Raw genomic sequence first — 20274 nt, 5'->3', positions numbered from 1 at the left:
TTCATGCCAAACAGAACGCTTTAAACAGAATAGACTTGTTGTTGCATATTCATGTACTTAAGAGAGATTTTTGAACGTACACTACATCCATTTCATGATAGGGCTCATAAATGATATAATATACGCGAATAGTATACTATCAACACCGTTGTGAAGAAATATAAAGCCTATTGAGCATATCATTATTATTCTTTCTCAGCTGTCAATATTGCAACAGTTTTTGATGCGAGAGAGAGGATATAAAGAAGTATTTAATTTTTTCTTGAATAGTTTTTAGCTATACACCAATCCCCTTTGTGACAGGCAAGAAGATAACTTTAATTCATTTAATATGAGAAGCTTTATGATGAGGCAAATTTACGATATTCGGAGCTGTTATTCAATAAAAATAATAAATTGTCTATGGAGCGATGCGCTAGAAAATAAATTAATGGAGCTTATTCTCTTCTGGAAAGATCTTAGGTTACATGACAAAGTCTTTCCAGAAGAAAGAGTTTTTACTTTACATGTTTAAAGAAGAGTTCCTGACAAAATGATGGAAGCTACAGAAAAATAGATTATAATGCCCATGACATCTACTAAAGTTGCCACAAAAGGCGCAGAAGCACTTGCTGGATCAAATTTTAAACCTTTAAGAATAAAAGGCAGCATAGATCCAGAAAGAGAACCAAAGGTAACGATTCCGACTAAAGCTGTACCTACTGTTGTCGAAACAGCAATCCAATGTTGCCCATAGTCGTAGATACCGAATTGTTGCCAAAGAGCAATGCGCGTAATGCCAATAATTCCGAGTAAGAGACCAAGAGATAGTCCTGTTGGAATTTCACGAATGAACACTTTCCACCAGTCTTTCAACGTGAGTTCACGTAAAGCCAATGCACGGATAATAAGGGATGTAGCCTGTGAGCCGGAATTTCCTCCTGAGCTCATAATGAGAGGTATGAACAGTGTAAGAATAATCGCTTTTTCGAGTTCTGTTTCGAAATGTTGCATAGCACTTGCTGTCAGCATTTCACCGACAAAGAGTAAAGCGAGCCATCCGCCGCGTTTTTTCATCATTTCAGGAAACTTAATTTGCATATAGGGCTTATTAAGCGCTTCCATACCCCCAAATTTATAGGCATCTTCATTCATCTCATCAACCATAGTATCAAGAACGTCATCGACGGTTACAATGCCAATGACATGGTTACTTTCATCAACTACAGGCACAGAGAGAAGATCATGGCGCTGGAAAAGGCGTGCGATGTCTTCATGATGTGTGAAGGGCGATATTGTAATGGGCGAGTCATGGGTAGGGACATTAAGAATTTGTTCATCAGGTGAGGCAAGAATAAGGTTACGCAGTGAAACAGCTTTGAGAAGAATACCTGTTTTAGGGTCAATTACATAGCTGGTATAAACGGTTTCACGTGTTCGCTCGACCTCACGAATGTGATCCAAAGTTTTTTGTATAGTCCAGTTTGAAGGAACGGCTATAAACTCTGTTGTCATCAGTGCCCCTGCTGTATGATCAGGATAACTGGTGAGTTTCTTAAGTTCAGCGCGCGTTAAGGGTTTAAGCAAGGCATAAAGTCGTGTGCGGGTTTCTTTATCCATTTCTTGAAAGACGTCTGCAGCAGCATCGGCAGACATGCCATCAAGAATTTCAACAGCACGATTTATAGGGAGAAGTTCTAGGATGGAAGCAGGTTGCTCAAGCTCGGGTTTATCAAAAAGTTCGATAACATAATCAAGAGGCAGAAGACTAAGAATGGTTACACGTTCCATGATATCGAGGTCATTGATGATATCAATAGAGTCTGCAAAATGCTGATTTTTTAACTTTTCAGCGAGAGCTTCAGGAGAAAAATTTTTGAAGTCGAAGGTCGTTTTAATTTCAGTCATGATAAAGTACCTCCTGAAGAGTTGGAGAGTTGTAAATCTAGATAATAGATGAGATAAAAACAAAAGTTTATGGAAGATTTAAAAAAAACTCCCCAGCTATATTCCCAATTGTTAATATTTGAAGTAAAGTCAAGGGTGAATTATAAGTTATAAACAAGTTTCTGAATCACTAAAACGAGAATACAGCTTAATTTGAGGATAATATAATATAAAAATCAGTTCTGATTTTTACCATCATTTCTTTAATGTAGTTTTGTGATTTTCAAAAGAATCTACAGCAATATTTTGTAAAGAGTGGAGATTATGCCTTTCTTCAAGTGTTTTTATTAATATGCAATTCTATTGTGGTGTGCGAGCGAATAATCTTTATTTCTCCAATATAATATGTTTTGAAATGAAAGAATTTTACGATTTCTAGTTTTTTATTCAATAGCGTTTGGAAAGGTCGTTTTGAAACTCACGAAATAGTTTTAGTATATTATCAATTTGTGTCGTAAAGATAATCGTTACAGCTTAAATTTATAATGGAGACATAAAGTATTATGACAAAAGCAGCAATGCTGGACTGGAAGGGATTTTCAGGTCTTCCTGATTTTTCTTCTATCAGTGATGAAGATTTTAAACCCGCTTTTGAACAGGCACTTCAAGAAGCCGAAGAAGAACTAGAGGCGATTGCGATGGTGCAAGAACCACCAACGCTTGAGAATTTTTTGCAGCCTTTTGAGCTTTGTGGCAAAGCGCTTGATCGTGTCTGTTCAATATTTTTCTTGCGCACCAGTGCTCATACGAATGTATTAATTCAACAGCTAGAGCAAGAGTTCGTTGTAAAACTTTCTCGGTATTCTTCAAAAATGATGATGGATGCACGGATATTTGCGAAAATAGATGCGCTTTATAAACAGTCGCAGCTGGGCATATTTGAGAGTGAAACAACACGTGTTCTTGAATTATGGTGGAAAAAGTTTGTTTGTCGTGGGGCAAAACTCGATGAAAAAGCTAAGAAACGGCTTTTGGAAATTAATGAAAGACTTGCTTTTTTAAATGCTACTTTTGGACAAAATGTCTTAAATGATGAAGCTGAATGGATTCTGTTTTTAAAACAGACCGACTTATCTGGTTTACCGCAAGATCTCATTGATTCAATGAAGGAAATTGCGTGTGAAAGAGGTAATGAAGAAGAGTATGCATTAACACTAGCATGTTCGATTGTTGAACCTTTTTTAAAATTCTCTGATCGTCGTGATTTGCGTGAGGTTGCATTCCAAGCTTGGGCTAAACGTGGTGAAAATAATAACAAGAATGATAATAAAACAATTATTGTAGAGATTGTTGCGCTTCGAGATGAGCAGGCTAAATTATTAGGATATAAATCTTTCGCAGATTTGAAACTCGATAATACCATGGCTAAAAGTGTTGATTCCGTTATGGATTTGCTTATGCCTGTATGGGAGCGCGCAAGAGCGAAGGCTTCTACTGAGCAAATTGAATTACAAAATTTTGCCAACAATCAGGGCAGCAATGAATCTTTAGCGGCTTGGGATTGGCGTTATTATGCTGAAAAACTTCGCACTGAAAAACTTTCTTTCGATAGCGCTGAGATTAAATATTATTTTCAGCTTGATCGTATGATTAAAGCGGCTTTTGGGGTAGCAGAAAAACTCTTTGGCATTACATTTGAAGAAAAAAACGCTGTTGCACTTTGGCATCCTGATGCACGTTTGTGGGAAGTGAAAAAGTCTGATGGAAGTCTACTTGGGCATTTCATTGGTGATTATTTTGCACGTTCTTCAAAACGGTCCGGTGCGTGGATGAGTAGTTTGCAATCACAATATAAATTGGATGGCGGACAAAAGCCTATTATCTACAATGTTTGTAATTTTGCTAAACCTTCTAAAGGGGAGGTTGCTCTTTTATCACTCGATGATGCGCGTACGCTTTTCCACGAATTTGGGCATGCATTGCATGGTTTGCTTTCTGATGTCACATGGCCATCTGTATCGGGAACATCGGTTTCGCGTGATTTTGTTGAGCTGCCTTCTCAACTTTACGAACATTGGTTAACTGTACCAAAGATTTTACAAACTTATGCTACGCATGCAAAAACAGGACATCCTATGCCGCAAGTATTAATGGATAAGGTTTTGTCAGCACAGACATTTAATGCTGGCTTTGCTGCAGTTGAATTTACTTCATCAGCTCTTGTAGATATGGCTTTTCATAAAGGACAAAAGGTAACTGATCCAACAGTGTTTGAACGCCAAGAATTAGAAAAGCTGCAAATGCCTGATACAATTATTATGCGCCATCGTCCTCCACATTTTACGCATATATTTTCAGGTGATGGTTACGCCGCTGGTTACTATTCTTATATGTGGTCGGAAGTCCTTGATGCTGATGCTTTTCAGGCTTTTGAAGAAACGGGAGATGTTTTTAATTCAGAGCTTGCTGATAAGTTGAAACGTTTTATTTACTCTGCTGGGGGAAGTCGTGATCCAGAGGAGCTTTATAAAGCTTTTCGGGGACGGATGCCTTTACCAGAGGCAATGATTAACAAACGTGGACTATAAGATATAACGGTATGGTTGATACCATGCCGTTTTCATATTATTCGAAAAATGCAGTTGTGATTTATGCAAATTTTCTCTTCACCATAGCTCTGTAAACAGAGTTTTTTATCTTATTTGCTTTTTGTTTACGGAGGAAATTAGATTTTGTATTTTAAAGAGACATTATGGGAAAGAAAAATTATCAGCTCGATCTTTTTGATGCCCATTTAATGGAAACCATGATTTTTTTATAAAACTTGACTTTCTTTTGCCTAAAAGGTGAGTGTTTTGTTGTGCCATATCATCGAGGCTCATTGGAGGCTGACGCATAATATTACTCCGCTCTTTATTCTCTGATTCTTGTATAAGTTTTTGAATAACTTGATCGGTTGAGTAAGGGTTTTCATGAGAAAAGGCATAAAAATTTAAAATATTTTTCAATGGTTTTTCTAAATAAGAGGCAAGTTTTTTCTTTCCTTCAGAGGTGAAATGCATGCCATTATTGGTGCGTAATTTGGTTATTTTTCCATTAATATCATAGCCTGAAAAAGAAAAAATTCCTTCTTCATCACTAAAGCCGCTCCAGATATCGAGGAAATATCCTCCTGCTGTTTCTGTTTCTTGTTTGTAGAGCGCATTAAAAATTTTCATTTTTTGTGTCAAAAGGTCATTTCCAAAAGAAGGCTGACTTATCCATATCCATGATTTTCCAGAGGCATGAAGACTTTCAGCAATTTCGATAATTCTTTGTTTGTAGATGTGCATCCATTCTGATTGATCTGTGTTAATTGTGCTATAAGAGTCTGTGATTGGTTGATTATCATTTGCACCGATCATCATGATAATAACATCGGGGTTATTTTGATCAATGAGTTTAGAAATATTGCTTTGCCAAGAATAATAATCCGTTCGAACTAAGCCGGAAGCTGGCATTGCGTTGTTCATGATAACGATATCGCTATTATTTATAAAAAACTTCTTAAGTGCATCGGCAACAGCAGAAGCTGTAAAATCCCCTATGACAAGAATGCGCTTTGCATTCTCATTTTTTAGCTTTTGTATATTTTTTTGTGTTACGATCTTTTTTTGCGGCTTGTCTATTTTTTGTTCTATAATTTGCGGTGGTTGTTGCGTCTGTTTGTTATGTTGTGATAACCATTTGAAGAAGTTCGTTGCTTTACTTGGGGATGGCTGTATGAGCCCCACAATAGAAAGTGAAAATAGCAATAATGTCAAGTATATCAGGCGAACAGAAGACAAAACCTTAGTCTCCATTATTGTTTGCGCAGGAGAAAAAGCACTTGAGATGATGGATATCCATTTGCTTTTAGACCGTGACGTAGTTGAAAGGCTTTAATTGCTTTGCGAGAAGCTGTTCCGATTTTTCCATCAACATTCCCTTTATAATAGCCCAGTGCACTTAAGCGAGATTGCAGTTCTTTGCATTCTTGGAAAGTAAGAGGTTGAAAAGGTCTTTGCCAATCATGCACCAATCCAGGATGTCCAGCGATGCGATCAGCAAGAAGAGCAACAGCAAACGCATAACGATCTGCATTATTATAATGTTTCAGAACAAAGAAATTTTTTGTGACTAAAAATATAGGTCCTTTTGCTCCATCTGGATATTTTAATATTGCTTGTTCAGCTAATGTAGGAAGAGGATGCCCATTTGCGTGTTTTACACCTAATTTTTTCCATTGCTCAAAGGAATACCACCCTTCAGGAAGGTTTTTCCCCTGCGGCACTTTTACCTCTACTCCCCAAATAAGATTAGGTTGCCAGCCATTTTTGTGGAGAAGGTTAGCAGCAGTAGCCAGAGCATCTGGAACAGAGTTCCAGATATCACGCCGTCCATCCTGGTCCATATCAACTGCATAGGCGAGATAACTGCTTGGAATAAATTGTGTATGCCCCAATGCACCGGCCCAAGATCCAGTGAGTTGAGAGCGTTTAATTTCGCCACTTTGTAAAATTTTCATAGCAGCAATCAGCTGTGTATGTGCATATTTTGCACGTTTTTTATCAGCATAGGCTAGAGTTGCAAGAGAGCGAATGGTATCACGCATTACACTTTTATTGGCTAAAACTTTCCCATAGTTGCTTTCCATTGACCAAATAGCAAGCAGAATATTGCGGTCAACACCAAAACGTTTTTCAATTTGAAGAAGCCATTTGTACCATTTTTGAGTTTGGCGCCGTCCTTCTACAATTGCAATATCATGGATACGATTATCGAAATAGTTCCATGAAGGAGCAACAAATTCTGGTTGGTATGCGGCGCTTTTTAGAACTTCTGGATCAATGGCATTAACACCTTTAAATGCCATATGAAACGTAGAAGGGGTAATATTGTGAGAAATAGCTATTTTTTTAAATTCTTTAATCCAGTGTTTAAATCCGCTATCAGCATATGAAAGGGATACAAAAAACATTAAAAAAGCAGAAAAAATAACGGCAGAGCCAGTGAGAAGAGTTCTCCAAGTTATTGACTTCTCTAAAAAAGAGAAAGTCTTCAATTCTGTTTTTTGCATTTTGAAATCCCCATTAATATTCAATTTATTAGATGTGCAATAACTTTATCTTGTATTTAGTTGAATCGATAATATGATCAAGAAGAGGAGAAAACTGAAATAAATAATTCGTTTTAATCTTTGCAATAAATTTTCATATTCTCTTTTACATTTTTGATTGTCCATTATAATGATAATCAAAACAATAAGATATCTTTTTTACCATTTCGTAAAAACATATGTTAAATAAAACAAAAAATATATGAATTCATTGAGGAGGGTGAGTGTGCGTAAAATCCGGAAAGCTGTATTTCCAGTAGCAGGTCTTGGTACGCGTTTTCTTCCTGCGACAAAAACAATTCCTAAAGAAATGCTAACAGTTGTTGATAAACCTGTCATTCAATATGTTGTGGATGAGGCGAGGGAGGCTGGTATTGAGCATTTTATTTTTGTGACTGGACGTAACAAAGCAGTCATTGAGGATTATTTTGATGCGCAAGTTGAATTATACACGACACTAGCTGAATGTGGAAAGAAAGAAGATCTTGCACATTTATACCGTTTACAGCCATTACCAGGGTCAACTTCTTTCACTCGGCAACAGCAACCTTTGGGATTAGGGCATGCTCTTTGGTGTGCGCGTGAATTAGTTGCAGGGGAACCTTTTGCTTTGTTATTACCCGATATGCTGATTCAAGCCAAAAAGGGATGTCTTTCTGAGATGATTAGTCTTTATGAAAAGGTGGGTGGGGGAAATATTATTGCCGTTCAGGAATGCGATCTTGAAGAAGCACATAAATACGGTATAGTTGGCAAAGGTAAACAGATTGCAAATGGTTTTAAAATCACAAAAATGGTAGAAAAACCAGTGCTAGGAACGGCACCATCAAATTTGTACATCAATGGACGTTATATTTTGCAGCCAGAAATTTTTAATATTCTTTCCACTCAAGAACGAGGAACAGGAAATGAAATTCAATTAACAGATGCTATGATACGGCTTTCAAATGAACAAGATTTTTGGGGTTTGCAAGTAGAAGGGCGCACTTTTGATTGCGGTTCTAAAGCTGGTTTTATTGAAGCCAACGTTGCATTTTCTTTGGCACGCGCTGATATGCACAGCCATGTTTCTGCCTCATTGAAAAATTTACTGGAAACCATTAATGTTGAAAAATAATATAGATCTCTCATTTAATTTTATTGATCGAATTTGATTATGATAACACCGTCTCCTCATATGCCTTTGCAAGGTGCTGTTGCATCAGCGCTTAAAACACTTGCCAGTGAAAAGCAGGGGCTTGAAGTCCTTGAAAAAGCTCTTCTGGGAAGTCTTTCTTCTTCTTTTGAAGCGGCTGTTCAAACTATTAGAAATGCTCGTGGACATGTGGTAATTACTGGTCTTGGGAAAAGTGGTCATATAGGGACAAAAATTGCAGCAACTTTAGCTTCAACTGGAACGCCTGCCTTTTTTGTTCACGCTGCTGAAGCCAATCATGGTGATCTTGGTATGATTGGATCTGATGATGTTATTCTTGCTTTATCATGGTCTGGTGAAACTCAAGAGTTAAGTGGTATCATGAGTTATGCGGCGCGTTTTCGCATCCCCCTTATTGCGATGACATCAAGTGAGTACTCTGTATTAGGACGACAAGCTGATATTGTTTTATTGTTACCAAAGATAGAAGAGGCTTGCCCCCATGGGCTTGCTCCTACCACTTCAACAATTATGCAATTGGCAATGGGAGATGCATTAGCGGTTTCTCTTTTAGAAATGCGTGGTTTTACCGCAACGGATTTCAAAATATATCATCCTGGTGGTTCTCTTGGTGCAAGCCTTAAATACGTGTGTGATATTATGCACGAGGGTGATAATATTCCTTTGGTTATGCAGGGAACATCTATGATTGAAGCGATGAATGTTTTGGTGGAAAAGCATTTTGGTTGTGTTGGTGTTGTGAATCAAGAAGGCGAACTAATCGGAATTGTAACCGATGGCGATCTTGCACGTAACATGCATTTTAATTTATCAAAATTTAATGTTGACGAGGTGATGACCAAGGCTCCTAAAGTTGTAAAACCAAATACACTTGTTGGTGCAGCAACAGCTTTCATTAATGATCATCATATTGGTGCATTTTTCGTGGTTGAAGATAAAAAACCGATAGGAATTGTTCATTTTCATGATCTTTTGCGCATTGGCGCTGCCTAGATTAAAGTTTCCCTATCAAATAAAATGTTATTTTAGGTTAAAATAGATTGAATGATACAAAGTCACAGTTTTATTGTGAGGTGACTTTACTGATATTCTGTGGAAGAAAATGGTTATTTTACGCTGTTTAGAAAATTTTCAGGATAAAGATTATATTAGTCTCTTTGCGTATTTTAGAGAGGATTTTCTATCAGGAGGAGAAAGGATCGCCTCCTGCTTAATGTATGTGCCCCCTCTGTTCTTAAGAGAGGCTTCCCTTGTACGTTGTTTAAGATTTCCGCTTAAGGAAAAACTGTGCTCCTGTATGTGAGGTGCAGAGAAGTTGTGTGGCGTCATATGACATTGTACAATTGACTCTAGAAATTGTTCCACGGAGAATAGAGCGTATTTCAATTTCTATATTTTGGGCATTGAGGTAATTATATGCCCCTTCTGATAGTTTTTCTTCTGTATCTGCTGCACGCGTTTCAAAAACACCATTGTGGAAAGAAGAAATAATACCATTCTCATCAACCCATTTTCCATCAATTCCAGTTGGCATATTTGAGTTATAATATTGCGAAAAGCTACAGGCACTTAACAGCAAGGTGGTAGTTGTAAGACATAAAATATGATAGGTATGTTTCATTTATTGCACTCTATTTAGATTATTTTGCTCTCTAGTTTTTATAACATTATTAAATTACTCCATGAGTCAATATGAAAAATTTGATGAAAATCAATGAAAAAGCAAAAAAATGGAAAAAAATGCCTTAATGTTGTATTTAATTAATAGCTTGATGAAGTTCGTAAGTGAAACACAAGAGGTGAAATATTTCTTATGGTTTACAACAATTTTTATATTAAGCTGCTGAGTAGTCTCAAAGGAGATTATTGACATTATGGTTGGTCCCATTCTTGTTGCGAGTGAAGATTATGGAAGACGTATAGAACTTTCTGCTATGCTGCGAGGTTTTGGTTATCGTGTCATTGAAGCAGAAAATGGTCTCCGTACGATTGATCTTTTACACAGGCGTAAAAACATTGTGCTTGCACTCCTTGATGTCGTTATGAGTGATTTGAGTGTGAGCGATTTGATTAAAATGATTAGAGTTGCTGGTGTTTCTGTTCCTATTGTCGTTATAGCACAACAAGAGAATCAGAATTTACTCCAGAAGGCTTTAACAGCTGGAGCTATTGATTATTGGATCCACCCAGTAACATTATTACGCGTAAGGGTTACTTTGGATATTCTTGCTCTTATTTCTGCCTTGGAGCATGAAGTTCGAGATATTCGGCGAAAAAAAGAGAATCATTTACGGTTTTCTGATCTTTGCATAAAAAGTAGAGCTATGCAGGTAGTGTTAGAACAATCGAGACAAGCAGCAACTTCTTTACAGAATCTTTTGATAGAGGGGGAAGTTGGAACAGGACGTGAGACATTAGCTCGGATTATTCATCATGAGGGATTATTCTCGGAAGGTGTTTTTATTCGCTTTCAATGTTCAGCCATCGTTGATCCAGAAGAAGAAAATCAGCAGTGGTTTAAAGAATTCCTACCATTGGTTTCTTCTCTTGAAAAAGGGACACTTTGCCTTTGTGATATTGATCGACTTGAGCCCATACAGCAAAAACGGTTTGCTCATTACCTTAAAGAAAGGGAAAGGGATACAAAAGGAGATTTTTTCCCTTTTCGGATCATTGCTATTTCAACATCGCGTTTAAAGGATTTGGTTAAAGAGAACTTTTTTTTGCATAGTTTGTTTGAACAATTTTCTCACTTGTCTATTAGCGTCCCTGCTTTACGAGAATTAAGGGATGATTTTCCAGAGATCACACAACGTTTGATTGATCGTATTATCACCGAAACAGGGCGGTCACATGTCCATGGTTTAGCAGGATCTGCTCTTTCCTTGCTTATGCAGTATGATTGGCCTGGTAATAAAAATGAGCTTGAAAACTTTTTATTTCGTGCGATTTTACTCAGTGAAGGACCGTTATTAACTGTTCGAGATTTTCCGCAATTAATGGGAAATCCATTAATGAATGTTCCCAATATCATTGAGGATAATATGCAAGAAGATAATGAACAAGAATCTATAAAATTTTTGAATACTGATGGGCATGTGCGTACTTTTGCAGAGATGGAACATGATATTATCGAGAAAGCGGTTAAACATTATAAAGGACATATGAGTGAGATTGCGCGCCGCCTTCATATTGGTCGCTCTACACTTTATAGAAAAATGGAAGAATTGCGAGCAATAAGAAATCAAGAAAGAAAGTAAAATTCATAACAAATCTCTCTTCATGACAAGTATGAGTTTCAAAAAAATAGAGTGGATTTTGATAAAGTCCGTGGGGGGCTAAAGAAAACAATCATTTATTGTAAAATTTATCTATAGAGGATGATTTTGTAGATTTAAATGAAATATAAATTTTATGTGACTATTTTAATCGTCTGTTTCAGTTTATACAATTTTAGTTGAGTTTACATTTATTAAAGCAGAGAAGCATTTTTAAAAACTTTTAAATACTACCGCTAAAATTTTTGTATCATTAATATTAAATTTATACTCTCTTAAGCAAGAGGTGGCATTTTATCTGCTACACGGTTAAGATAAAGTGATTAGTATTATCGTTTGCATTACTGATGATGCGATAGCTTAAAATAGAAAGTTTGTCCTCTTTGACTCTTTTACATATTGTTATTGGTTTTGTCCTCTTTTTTTTTATTGCATCTATGTTGGCAATCTACACCTATGGGCGTTTTATGAAAAATGCTAGGGGGCAATGTTCTTATGCGCTACCTATTCAGAAAGATGAAACTAAGCTTGATCGTATCATTAGTCAATTAGCTGAGGAAGAAAATGGATTGGGGATTGATAAAGATGCCCTTTCCCTCATTATCAGCAATTTGGATGCGTTTTGTGTTCGTGCAATAGGAGCTGCAGAGGCTGGGCGTAGCCTTGATCTGATGTATTATATTTGGGATGATGATTTAACAGGGCGTCTATTATTAAGTGAAATAGTTAAGGCAGCGGATCGGGGTGTTCGGGTACGGCTTCTTTTGGATGATATTAATGCTCAAGCACGTGATCCAGCTTATATTGCGCTAGATAAACATCCTCATATCGAGGTGAGAGTGTTTAATCCAGGACGATCGCGTAAAGGTGGATTACGTCGTGGTTTAGAGATTATATTACGGGCGATTACTGTTACACGTAGAATGCATAATAAAGCTTTTATTGTTGATGGTAGGATCGCTTTTGTAGGAGGACGTAATCTTGCAGATTCTTATTTTGATGCTGGTGAAGAATCCCATTTTCGAGATTTAGATTTGATGTTAATCGGACCCTCTGTTAAAAAGGTGGAAAGTATTTTTGATGATTTTTGGAATAGTGCTGTTGTTTTGCCAATTCATACTTTGGTTGTTCCTAAAAGCGCAAGTGATCTTAGCTATTGGAAGGATAAATTACAAAAATTTCGGGATTCCAAGGTTGCAAAAGTTTATTTAGATTATGTCAAAGAGCACATTAATTTTGATTGTTTTATTCAAACAGGAAGGCGGTTATTTTTAGCAGAAAAAGTTGTTGTTCTTTCTGACCCTCCAGAAAAAGCATTGCGTAAAAAAGCAAGCAATTGGCTTATGAAGGCACTTTCAAAGGTTATTGGAAATGCCCAAAAAACGGTTCAGATTACGTCACCTTATTTTGTTCCTGGTAAGGTTGGAACGCAGAATTTTAGTAATTTGGTTTCAAAGGGTGTTGATGTCAAAATTCTGACGAATTCTTTAGCAGCTACTGATGTAGCATTGGTGCATGGTGGTTATGTATCGTATCGTAAGGCGTTGTTGAAAAGTGGTGTTAAGCTTTATGAATTAAAAGCGGAGGGCAACACCCATGGGTTACGGTTGTTTCGATCGAGTAAGGCAAGTTTACATGCCAAAGCTTTTTTAATTGATCGTAAAACAGCTTTTATTGGATCTTTAAATTTTGATCCAAGATCAGCATCATTAAATACAGAAATGGGCATTCTTTTTGAATGTGCTCCCATTACAGCAAGATTAGATTTGTTGTTTTCTGAAGAAATCACAGGGGAAATGAGCTATCATCTGCGTCTTGGTAATAATAATCGTATTTATTGGGATTTTATTGAAAATGAAAAAAAATATAGCATTGACCATGAGCCAGAAAGCAGTTTTTGGCGTCGCGCATTTGCAAAAATAATAAGTTGGTTACCTATTGAATCACAATTGTAAATTTTATAAACCAAAAAAAATATTTATTTTTCTTTTCATTTTGTTTGTAGCATGGCATAATTTTTTGCCAATCTACCATGTATGAGAACCGCAGTTGTATTTTAAAGCTCCTTGCGGTGTTTTATTATAAAAGGAATTTTGCTATGGCAAAGATTGTTGAAACGGGGACAGGTGCATTGGCACTGACTTTTGATGATGTACTTTTACAGCCCGGTCATTCTCTTGTTATGCCTAGTCAAGTGGATCTCAGTACGCGCATTGCAGCGGATATTAAGCTCAATTTGCCATTGCTTTCTGCTGCAATGGATACGGTAACAGAATCGCGTTTGGCAATTGCTATGGCTCAAGCTGGAGGTCTTGGGGTTATTCATCGTAATATGTCTCCTGCAGAACAGGCAGAAGAAGTCCGCCAAGTAAAAAAGTTTGAATCTGGTATGGTTGTTAATCCAGTCACAATTGGACCAGATGCAACACTTGAAGAAGCGAAATCTTTGATGCGCTCTCATGGCATTTCAGGTATTCCGGTTGTTGAAAATAGTGTTAAAGGTGAGACAGCGGGACGACTTGTTGGCATTTTGACCAATAGAGATGTCCGTTTCGCATCAGATCCAAAACAAAAAATTTATGAATTAATGACGCATGAAAATTTGATCACAGTGCGTGAAAATGTCCAACTTAATGAAGCAAAATATCTTTTACATCATCATCGTATTGAAAAATTATTAGTTGTGGATGAACAAAATCGTTGTGTCGGACTGATAACAGTTAAGGATATTGAAAAAGCAAAATTAAATCCAAATGCTGCTAAAGATTCTCAAGGGCGCTTGCGTGCTGCAGCGGCCAGTAGTGTTGGGAATGGAGGGATTGAGCGTGCTGAACGCCTCATAGACGCGGGTGTTGATGTGTTGGTCATTGATACAGCGCATGGACATTCTCAACATGTGCTAGAAACTGTTGAACGAATTAAAAAGATGGCTTCCTCTCCAGCTGTTATTGCTGGGAACGTAGCAACCGCTCAAGCAACGCAGGCATTGATTGACAGTGGTGCAGATGCGGTAAAAGTTGGTATTGGTCCTGGCTCTATTTGCACAACGCGTATTGTTGCTGGTGTCGGTGTTCCTCAACTTGCAGCTATTATGAATGCTGCAGAAGTTGCTGAAAAAGCGGGCATTCCCATTATTGCAGATGGTGGAATCAAAGCATCAGGTGATTTTGCTAAAGCTTTAGCTGGTGGGGCTTGTGCAGCGATGATTGGATCTCTTTTAGCAGGTACAGAAGAAAGTCCTGGTGAAGTTTATCTTTATCAAGGTCGATCTTTTAAAGCCTATCGTGGTATGGGATCTGTTGGTGCTATGGCACGAGGATCGGCAGATCGCTATTTTCAAGATGATGTTCGTGATGAACTTAAGTTGGTTCCTGAAGGTGTGGAGGGGCAGGTGGCTTATAAAGGGCCTATAGCATCAGTTCTACATCAGCTTGCTGGTGGACTTCGTGCTTCAATGGGGTATGTTGGAGCAAAAGATCTCGTAGAGTTTCGTGAAAAAGCAACGTTTGTACGTATTACGAATGCGGGACTCCATGAAAGTCATACGCATGATGTTTCTATCACACGGGAGAGTCCAAACTATCGTGGGCCAGTTTAAAGATATTTAAAGATATAAGAGCATAATGTCATATCGTATAAATATAAAATCTTCCGAGAACAAGAAAGAGGGACTGCGCTTTTTTCTGTTTGTGATTTGGTGTAATAATCCCAAAAAGGAAAGAATTAGAGGTCAAAACTCTAATTCTTTCTGTTAAGACTATATGAAATAAGTTATATAAAATTAGAATTAACTTTTTGTAGTCTTCCGTCCTGTCTTTGACGCACGTTGGCGAGTGTTTGTCTGATCACTTTGGACGGATTTCTTTCCGTTGTTTGAGGGCATTGTGTTATGACGGCTTTTAGATGAAGTTGTTTTTCCATTATTATAAGTCATTATTTTCTCCTTTTAAATTGTCTGGCAGTTGCCAGTAGAGTAAAAACGGTCATGCCAAATAGTGGTTCCAAGCATTTTCTAAAAAGTTAATTTTTTGGTGAACGTAAGATGGACGTGTTTAATTTTATGAGAAGATTTTTTCTATTTTTTCAGATGGATAGCCCTAAAAAGATGGGAGATATTTGATTTTTTCTGTTATTCAGATAATCCTCGTAAATTTTATTTTACGCAATAATTAAGGAGTTTGTTTTTTCGTAATGCATGGCGGAAATAAGTTCTTTATGGATGGCTGCGTATCTTTTAGTATAAGAGGTAGAGGGATAAAAAGTGAATGGGCAGAAGATGAAAGGAAAAATCTAGATACTCTAATATTGGATCTTATAAAAAGTATGATCAGATCATTTTAATGTTGAATGTAAATTTTTAATGGTTTTGAGAAGGTTTTATTGGCAAGAAGAAGATAATATTATTTTTTTAGATGATTTAAGATTTTATTATTTTAATGGGAGAAATGAATGCGATTAGGTGGGCGTTTGCAAGCAGCAATAGATGTTCTCAAAGAGATAGAAATGAAGCATCGCCCAGTAGGAGAAGCTTTAAAGGATTGGGGGCTTTCTCATCGCTTTGCTGGAGCAGGTGATCGCGCAGCTATTGGCACAATCGTTTATGATGTTTTAAGACGACGCTATTCTTTACAATGGCGTATGGAGAGTGATGATATCCGAGATATCGTTTTTGGTGCCTTATTAGATTCTGGAAAAATGACGCTGGAGCAAATTGACGGTGAGTTAGCAGAAGATCGGTTTGCGCCGCAGTTATTAGGAGCTAAACAGCGTAAATCGTGGCAAGGTCAGCAATTAGTGGATGCTCCAGACTATATTCGTGGTGATATTCCGCAATGGTGTCAAGCGCATCTGCGTCCTTTATTTGGTGATAATTGGATCACTGAAGCGGCTGCGTTAGCAACGCGTCCTTCTTTAGACCTACGGGTAAATAACTTAAAGGCAACACCAGAAAAGGTGTTGAAAGAATTAGCAAAAACCAAACTTAAATCTTTGCCATGGTTTGAGCAAGCTTTGAGAATTGCACCGATTGAAAAGTTTAACCGTCATCCTAATGTTCAAGTGGAACCAGCTTTTCAAAAAGGACACTTTGAAATACAGGATTTAGGATCTCAAATTGTTGCTCACCTTGTGGAAGCGCGAGAAAGCATGCAGGTATTAGATTATTGCGCAGGTGCTGGGGGTAAAACATTAGCTTTAGCTTCCGATATGAACAATCGTGGGCAAATTTATGCCTATGATTCAGACAAAGCTCGTTTGGCTCCTATTTTTGATCGTCTTCGACGCGCTGGTGTTCGTAATGTACAAATACGAGTGCAAAGAGAAGAATTAAAACCATTAACAGGTCAGATGGATAGAGTTCTACTAGATGCACCATGTAGTGGGACAGGAACATGGCGTCGTCGTCCAGATGCGAAATGGCGTTTAACATTAGAACAGGTGAAACAACGCCAAACAGAACAGAGATCTATTTTGAATGAAGCGATAGCTTATCTTAAGCCAAATGGGCGCCTAGTCTATATTACCTGTTCTCTCTTTACAGATGAAAATGAGGAACAAATTTCCCGTTTCCTTCAACAACATTCTCATTTTGCTCCAATAGATATGCCAGCGCTTTGGCAGAAACATTTTAGTTTTTCTCCTGTGCAACCAGTTTTTTCAAATTATGGACTTACTTTGTCGCCGGCCACAACACAAACAGATGGGTTCTTTTTATCTGTGTTGCAAAAAAAACATTGATCCATATTTTTGCATTTTTTATCATAAATTTTACGAGAATAATCTTTTTCTTAAGAAAATAGGCTTGTGAAAAAAGAAAGATTGAATCATAACTCGCATGAGTTTTCTTTTACAATTGTTGATTGGTTTTCTATGAGCATATCACATCCAGACACGGTTCTTATTATTGACTTTGGTTCACAAGTTACACAACTTATTGCACGACGGGTACGAGCAATGGGGGTATATTGTGAAATTGCTCCTTTTCAATTGGCTTTAGAAGCTGTGCGCCGCATAAATCCTAAAGCTATTATTTTATCAGGGAGTCCTTATTCCGTTATTGATGAGGGCTCTCCGCGTGCTCCAATGGAAATTTTTGAGGCGGGTATTCCGATTCTGGGTATTTGCTATGGTGAACAAGTCATGTGTGTTCAGCTTGGAGGAAAGGTTGAAGCTGGACATGAGCGTGAATTTGGGCGTGCTTTTTTGGAAGTGCAAGAAGAGAGTGCTCTTTTTGATGGAGTGTGGGAAAAAGGTTCTCGTTATCAAGTATGGATGAGCCATGGTGACCGTGTGGCAGCTTTACCAGAAGGTTTTCGTGTCATAGGGACCTCAAACGGAGCTCCCTATGCGGCTATTGCTGATGAAAAAAGACATTTTTATGCAGTACAGTTTCATCCTGAAGTTATCCATACACCAGATGGTACAAAACTTTTGCAAAACTTTATTCATAAAATCTCTGCTATTAAAGGTGGTTGGTCAATGGCTTCTTATCGTGAGCAGGCAATTGCTACGATACGACAAAAAGTTGGGAAAAGTCGTGTGATTTGTGGTCTTTCAGGGGGGGTGGATTCATCTGTTGTAGCGGTACTCCTTCATGAAGCCATAGGAGATCAACTGACATGCATTTTGGTAGACCATGGGCTGATGCGCAAGAATGAAGCTGAAGAAGTTCTCACGCTCTTTCGTGATCATTATAATATAGAGCTTATTCACGTTAATGCTGCCGATATATTTCTTAATGCTTTAGAGGGTGAGACAGATCCAGAAAAAAAGCGCAAAACGATTGGTCGCCTTTTTATTGAAGTTTTTGAAGAAGAAACTAAAAAAATAGGAGGTGCAGAGTTCTTAGCACAAGGAACACTTTATCCAGATGTTATTGAGAGTGTGTCTGCTATTGGTAAAACGGTAACCATTAAAAGCCATCATAATGTGGGTGGGCTGCCAGAACAGATGAATATGCAACTTGTAGAACCGTTGCGTGAGCTCTTTAAGGATGAGGTTCGCTTGCTAGGGCGAGAGTTAGGATTACCAGAGCAGTTTATTGGTCGCCATCCTTTTCCAGGTCCAGGTCTTGCAATTCGCTGTCCAGGTACTGTGACCCGTGAAAAATTAGAAATTTTACGTGAAGCAGATGCTATTTATCTTGAGGAAATCCGTAAAGCTGGTCTTTATGACGAAATTTGGCAAGCTTTTGCTGTTCTTCTTCCTGTTCAAACTGTTGGCGTGATGGGGGATGGTCGCACTTATGAATTTGTTTGTGCTCTTCGTGCCGTCACATCTGTAGATGGAATGACTGCTGATTTTTATCCCTATGATATGGCGTTTTTAGGTAAGACGGCAGCACGTATTATTAACGAAGTTAGAGGGATTAATCGTGTTGTATATGATGTAACCTCAAAGCCTCCTAGTACTATTGAATGGGAATAATTAAAATGAAGGATAAGCCTTTATCTGGCAATCTGTACGCTAATATCGTTTAAAATTGAGAAGTGTGGAATTTTGCATGTCTGAGAAAAAAATTGTTGCACACCGTGGCGGAGCTCATCTTTATCCTGAAAATACTCTTTCGGCATTTAATAATGCTATAGCGTTAGGTGTTGATGAAGTTGAATGCGACGTTCATTTGCTGAAAAGCGGTGAAGTGGTTGTCTTTCACGACTTCCGTCTAGACCAATTGGTTGGAAAAAAGGGGTATATTCACGACATTGATAATGAAACACGCAAACAACTCTGCGTAAAAGGAAGCCAAGAAGCACCTCCCTTATTAGAAGAGGTGCTTGATCTTTTAGCACCAACGAATATTGCATTGCATCTTGAAATCAAGACATGTGGTGAAGTGGAGCGTGAAACAATATTATCCCAAAAAGCGCTTGCGCTAATAAAAAGCCGAAATTTATCAGAACGGGTTTCTGCAATTAGTTTTGATCCTTTGATCCTTCGTCCTTTTATTGAAGCAGGAATACCATCTGGTCCATGTGTTGATAATCTTGAAGGTGATATGTACCGTCATTTTTCTGTATGGAAGCAATTAGGTTATTCTGATCTAAGTTTAGATGGCTCCATTGTTTCACAGGACTTTATTGAATCAGCTCTTGAGGCTGGTTTTACTGTAGGGGTATGGACAATTAATGGAAAAGCTCGGTTATCACATTGGCTTGACATGCCTGTACATTATATTACGACAGATCAACCCGATCTCGCATTGCAATTGCGTGCACAAAGGTAAAAATACATCAATACAAAGGGAACTATATATCCTCATAAAGCTAGCGTAATGAAAGAAGAAAAATTATCTAATATATAACAATAATACATTGATTTATAATGATAATTAATGGTTTATTCATATGAATAAGAGATCTTAATACGTAAGATTTTCTTATTTCAAATCTTTTTACAATGAATCAATCAAAATCATTCGTTTACACATTACAAGCAGGGTTGGTGTGTGGATAAAAAATTATTGAGAAAAGAATAAAAATATTCATTTAACGTATTTCAAATGCAAGACTTGTTGAAGCATTAGGGGCTCATATGATGGCATACAAAAAGTCTTATATAATTTAGTGGAGAGACTTTATGGCTATATTTTATAGGAGCTATCATGAAATGTAGATGTATTGAAAGATTTTTTAACAGCATGAAAATTGGTAATACAATGTCATTTTGTTTTGCGTGAGGAGCGTGATCTCACTACAGGAAAGGAACTATTAAGCGTTTCAAAATGATTTTCGTAGTTTTAAGAAAAATTCTATTTGTCTCTTCGTTAAATTCAGTAGCTACATCGTGTTAAAGTTATAAGCCGAAAATTATAAGACAAATAGCAAAAGAATAAATAA

The 20274-nt window shown here is 37.5% G+C and carries 14 protein-coding genes; 9 read left to right on the top strand and 5 right to left on the bottom strand.

The features are described from left to right. Positions 1-510 precede the first annotated feature (510 nt). Positions 511-1887, bottom strand: a complete 1377-nt coding sequence (gene mgtE / locus ACFIKD_RS02650) for a magnesium transporter (RefSeq protein WP_012754587.1) — start codon at positions 1885-1887, stop codon at positions 511-513. A 542-nt stretch (positions 1888-2429) separates the two neighbouring features. On the opposite strand from mgtE, the gene ACFIKD_RS02645 reads away from it, so the two are divergent. Continuing rightward, positions 2430-4454: a M3 family metallopeptidase gene (locus tag ACFIKD_RS02645; protein ID WP_375647150.1), complete on the top strand. Its 2025-nt coding sequence runs from the start codon at positions 2430-2432 to the stop codon at positions 4452-4454. 162 nt (positions 4455-4616) lie between these two features. Here ACFIKD_RS02645 and ACFIKD_RS02640 read toward each other — a convergent pair whose 3' ends face one another. Both ACFIKD_RS02640 and ACFIKD_RS02635 read right to left on the bottom strand, forming a co-directional pair. Then, complete coding sequence (locus ACFIKD_RS02640; protein ID WP_375647149.1) at positions 4617-5693, bottom strand: SGNH family hydrolase; 1077 nt, start codon at positions 5691-5693, stop codon at positions 4617-4619. Between the two features lie 14 nt (positions 5694-5707). Further along, positions 5708-6964 (bottom strand): lytic murein transglycosylase, encoded by a 1257-nt coding sequence (locus ACFIKD_RS02635; RefSeq protein ID WP_375647148.1) that lies wholly within the window; start codon positions 6962-6964, stop codon positions 5708-5710. A 265-nt stretch (positions 6965-7229) separates the two neighbouring features. On the opposite strand from ACFIKD_RS02635, the gene ACFIKD_RS02630 reads away from it, so the two are divergent. Further along, positions 7230-8120 carry a UTP--glucose-1-phosphate uridylyltransferase gene (locus tag ACFIKD_RS02630; RefSeq protein ID WP_375647146.1) on the top strand — a complete coding sequence of 297 codons (891 nt, stop codon included), beginning with the start codon at positions 7230-7232 and terminating at the stop codon, positions 8118-8120. Between the two features lie 39 nt (positions 8121-8159). After that, complete coding sequence (locus ACFIKD_RS02625) at positions 8160-9152, top strand: SIS domain-containing protein (protein ID WP_375647145.1); 993 nt, start codon at positions 8160-8162, stop codon at positions 9150-9152. A 268-nt stretch (positions 9153-9420) separates the two neighbouring features. Here ACFIKD_RS02625 and ACFIKD_RS02620 read toward each other — a convergent pair whose 3' ends face one another. After that, positions 9421-9780 carry a hypothetical protein gene (locus tag ACFIKD_RS02620; RefSeq protein WP_375636018.1) on the bottom strand — a complete coding sequence of 120 codons (360 nt, stop codon included), beginning with the start codon at positions 9778-9780 and terminating at the stop codon, positions 9421-9423. Positions 9781-10033: 253 nt separating this feature from the next. Between ACFIKD_RS02620 and ACFIKD_RS02615 the strand changes: the two genes are divergently transcribed. The 3 genes from ACFIKD_RS02615 to guaB all read left to right on the top strand — a co-directional run bounded on the left by ACFIKD_RS02615 (position 10034) and on the right by guaB (position 15035). After that, a complete protein-coding gene (locus ACFIKD_RS02615) occupies positions 10034-11419 on the top strand; it encodes a sigma-54-dependent transcriptional regulator (protein WP_375636017.1) in 1386 nt (461 codons plus the stop codon). A gap of 401 nt (positions 11420-11820) precedes the next feature. After that, positions 11821-13392, top strand: a complete 1572-nt coding sequence (locus ACFIKD_RS02610) for a phospholipase D family protein (RefSeq protein ID WP_375644648.1) — start codon at positions 11821-11823, stop codon at positions 13390-13392. 143 nt (positions 13393-13535) lie between these two features. Then, the gene (gene guaB, locus ACFIKD_RS02605; RefSeq protein ID WP_012754596.1) at positions 13536-15035 is read left to right on the top strand and encodes an IMP dehydrogenase; all 1500 of its coding nucleotides are present in this window, start codon (positions 13536-13538) and stop codon (positions 15033-15035) included. A gap of 189 nt (positions 15036-15224) precedes the next feature. Here guaB and ACFIKD_RS02600 read toward each other — a convergent pair whose 3' ends face one another. Continuing rightward, the gene (locus ACFIKD_RS02600) at positions 15225-15371 is read right to left on the bottom strand and encodes a hypothetical protein (protein ID WP_273722522.1); all 147 of its coding nucleotides are present in this window, start codon (positions 15369-15371) and stop codon (positions 15225-15227) included. 515 nt (positions 15372-15886) lie between these two features. Between ACFIKD_RS02600 and ACFIKD_RS02595 the strand changes: the two genes are divergently transcribed. The 3 genes from ACFIKD_RS02595 (at position 15887) to ACFIKD_RS02585 (ending at position 19661) form a co-directional block, all read left to right on the top strand. Continuing rightward, the gene (locus ACFIKD_RS02595) at positions 15887-17173 is read left to right on the top strand and encodes an RsmB/NOP family class I SAM-dependent RNA methyltransferase (RefSeq protein WP_375647144.1); all 1287 of its coding nucleotides are present in this window, start codon (positions 15887-15889) and stop codon (positions 17171-17173) included. 132 nt (positions 17174-17305) lie between these two features. Next, a complete protein-coding gene (guaA, locus tag ACFIKD_RS02590) occupies positions 17306-18862 on the top strand; it encodes a glutamine-hydrolyzing GMP synthase (protein WP_208438601.1) in 1557 nt (518 codons plus the stop codon). 76 nt (positions 18863-18938) lie between these two features. After that, complete coding sequence (locus ACFIKD_RS02585) at positions 18939-19661, top strand: glycerophosphodiester phosphodiesterase (protein WP_375636013.1); 723 nt, start codon at positions 18939-18941, stop codon at positions 19659-19661. Positions 19662-20274 lie beyond the last annotated feature (613 nt).

The organism is Bartonella sp. CR84HXZ (assembly GCF_042194535.1).
Lineage (GTDB): Bacteria > Pseudomonadota > Alphaproteobacteria > Rhizobiales > Rhizobiaceae > Bartonella > Bartonella grahamii.
The sequence above is the reverse complement of the archived record's forward strand: the minus strand, read 5'-3'. Positions and strand labels throughout refer to the sequence as shown.

Bases quoted from the DNA above. Each gene is read 5' to 3' on its own strand.
- ACFIKD_RS02635 (WP_375647148.1), bottom strand. From the start codon at position 6,964: ATGCAAAAAACAGAATTGAAGACTTTCTCTTTTTTAGAGAAGTCAATA.
- ACFIKD_RS02595 (WP_375647144.1), top strand. From the start codon at position 15,887: ATGCGATTAGGTGGGCGTTTGCAAGCAGCAATAGATGTTCTCAAAGAG.
- ACFIKD_RS02585 (WP_375636013.1), top strand. From the start codon at position 18,939: ATGTCTGAGAAAAAAATTGTTGCACACCGTGGCGGAGCTCATCTTTAT.
- guaA (WP_208438601.1), top strand. From the start codon at position 17,306: ATGAGCATATCACATCCAGACACGGTTCTTATTATTGACTTTGGTTCA.
- ACFIKD_RS02645 (WP_375647150.1), top strand. From the start codon at position 2,430: ATGACAAAAGCAGCAATGCTGGACTGGAAGGGATTTTCAGGTCTTCCT.
- ACFIKD_RS02600 (WP_273722522.1), bottom strand. From the start codon at position 15,371: ATGACTTATAATAATGGAAAAACAACTTCATCTAAAAGCCGTCATAAC.
- ACFIKD_RS02615 (WP_375636017.1), top strand. From the start codon at position 10,034: ATGGTTGGTCCCATTCTTGTTGCGAGTGAAGATTATGGAAGACGTATA.
- guaB (WP_012754596.1), top strand. From the start codon at position 13,536: ATGGCAAAGATTGTTGAAACGGGGACAGGTGCATTGGCACTGACTTTT.
- mgtE (WP_012754587.1), bottom strand. From the start codon at position 1,887: ATGACTGAAATTAAAACGACCTTCGACTTCAAAAATTTTTCTCCTGAA.
- ACFIKD_RS02625 (WP_375647145.1), top strand. From the start codon at position 8,160: ATGATAACACCGTCTCCTCATATGCCTTTGCAAGGTGCTGTTGCATCA.
- ACFIKD_RS02620 (WP_375636018.1), bottom strand. From the start codon at position 9,780: ATGAAACATACCTATCATATTTTATGTCTTACAACTACCACCTTGCTG.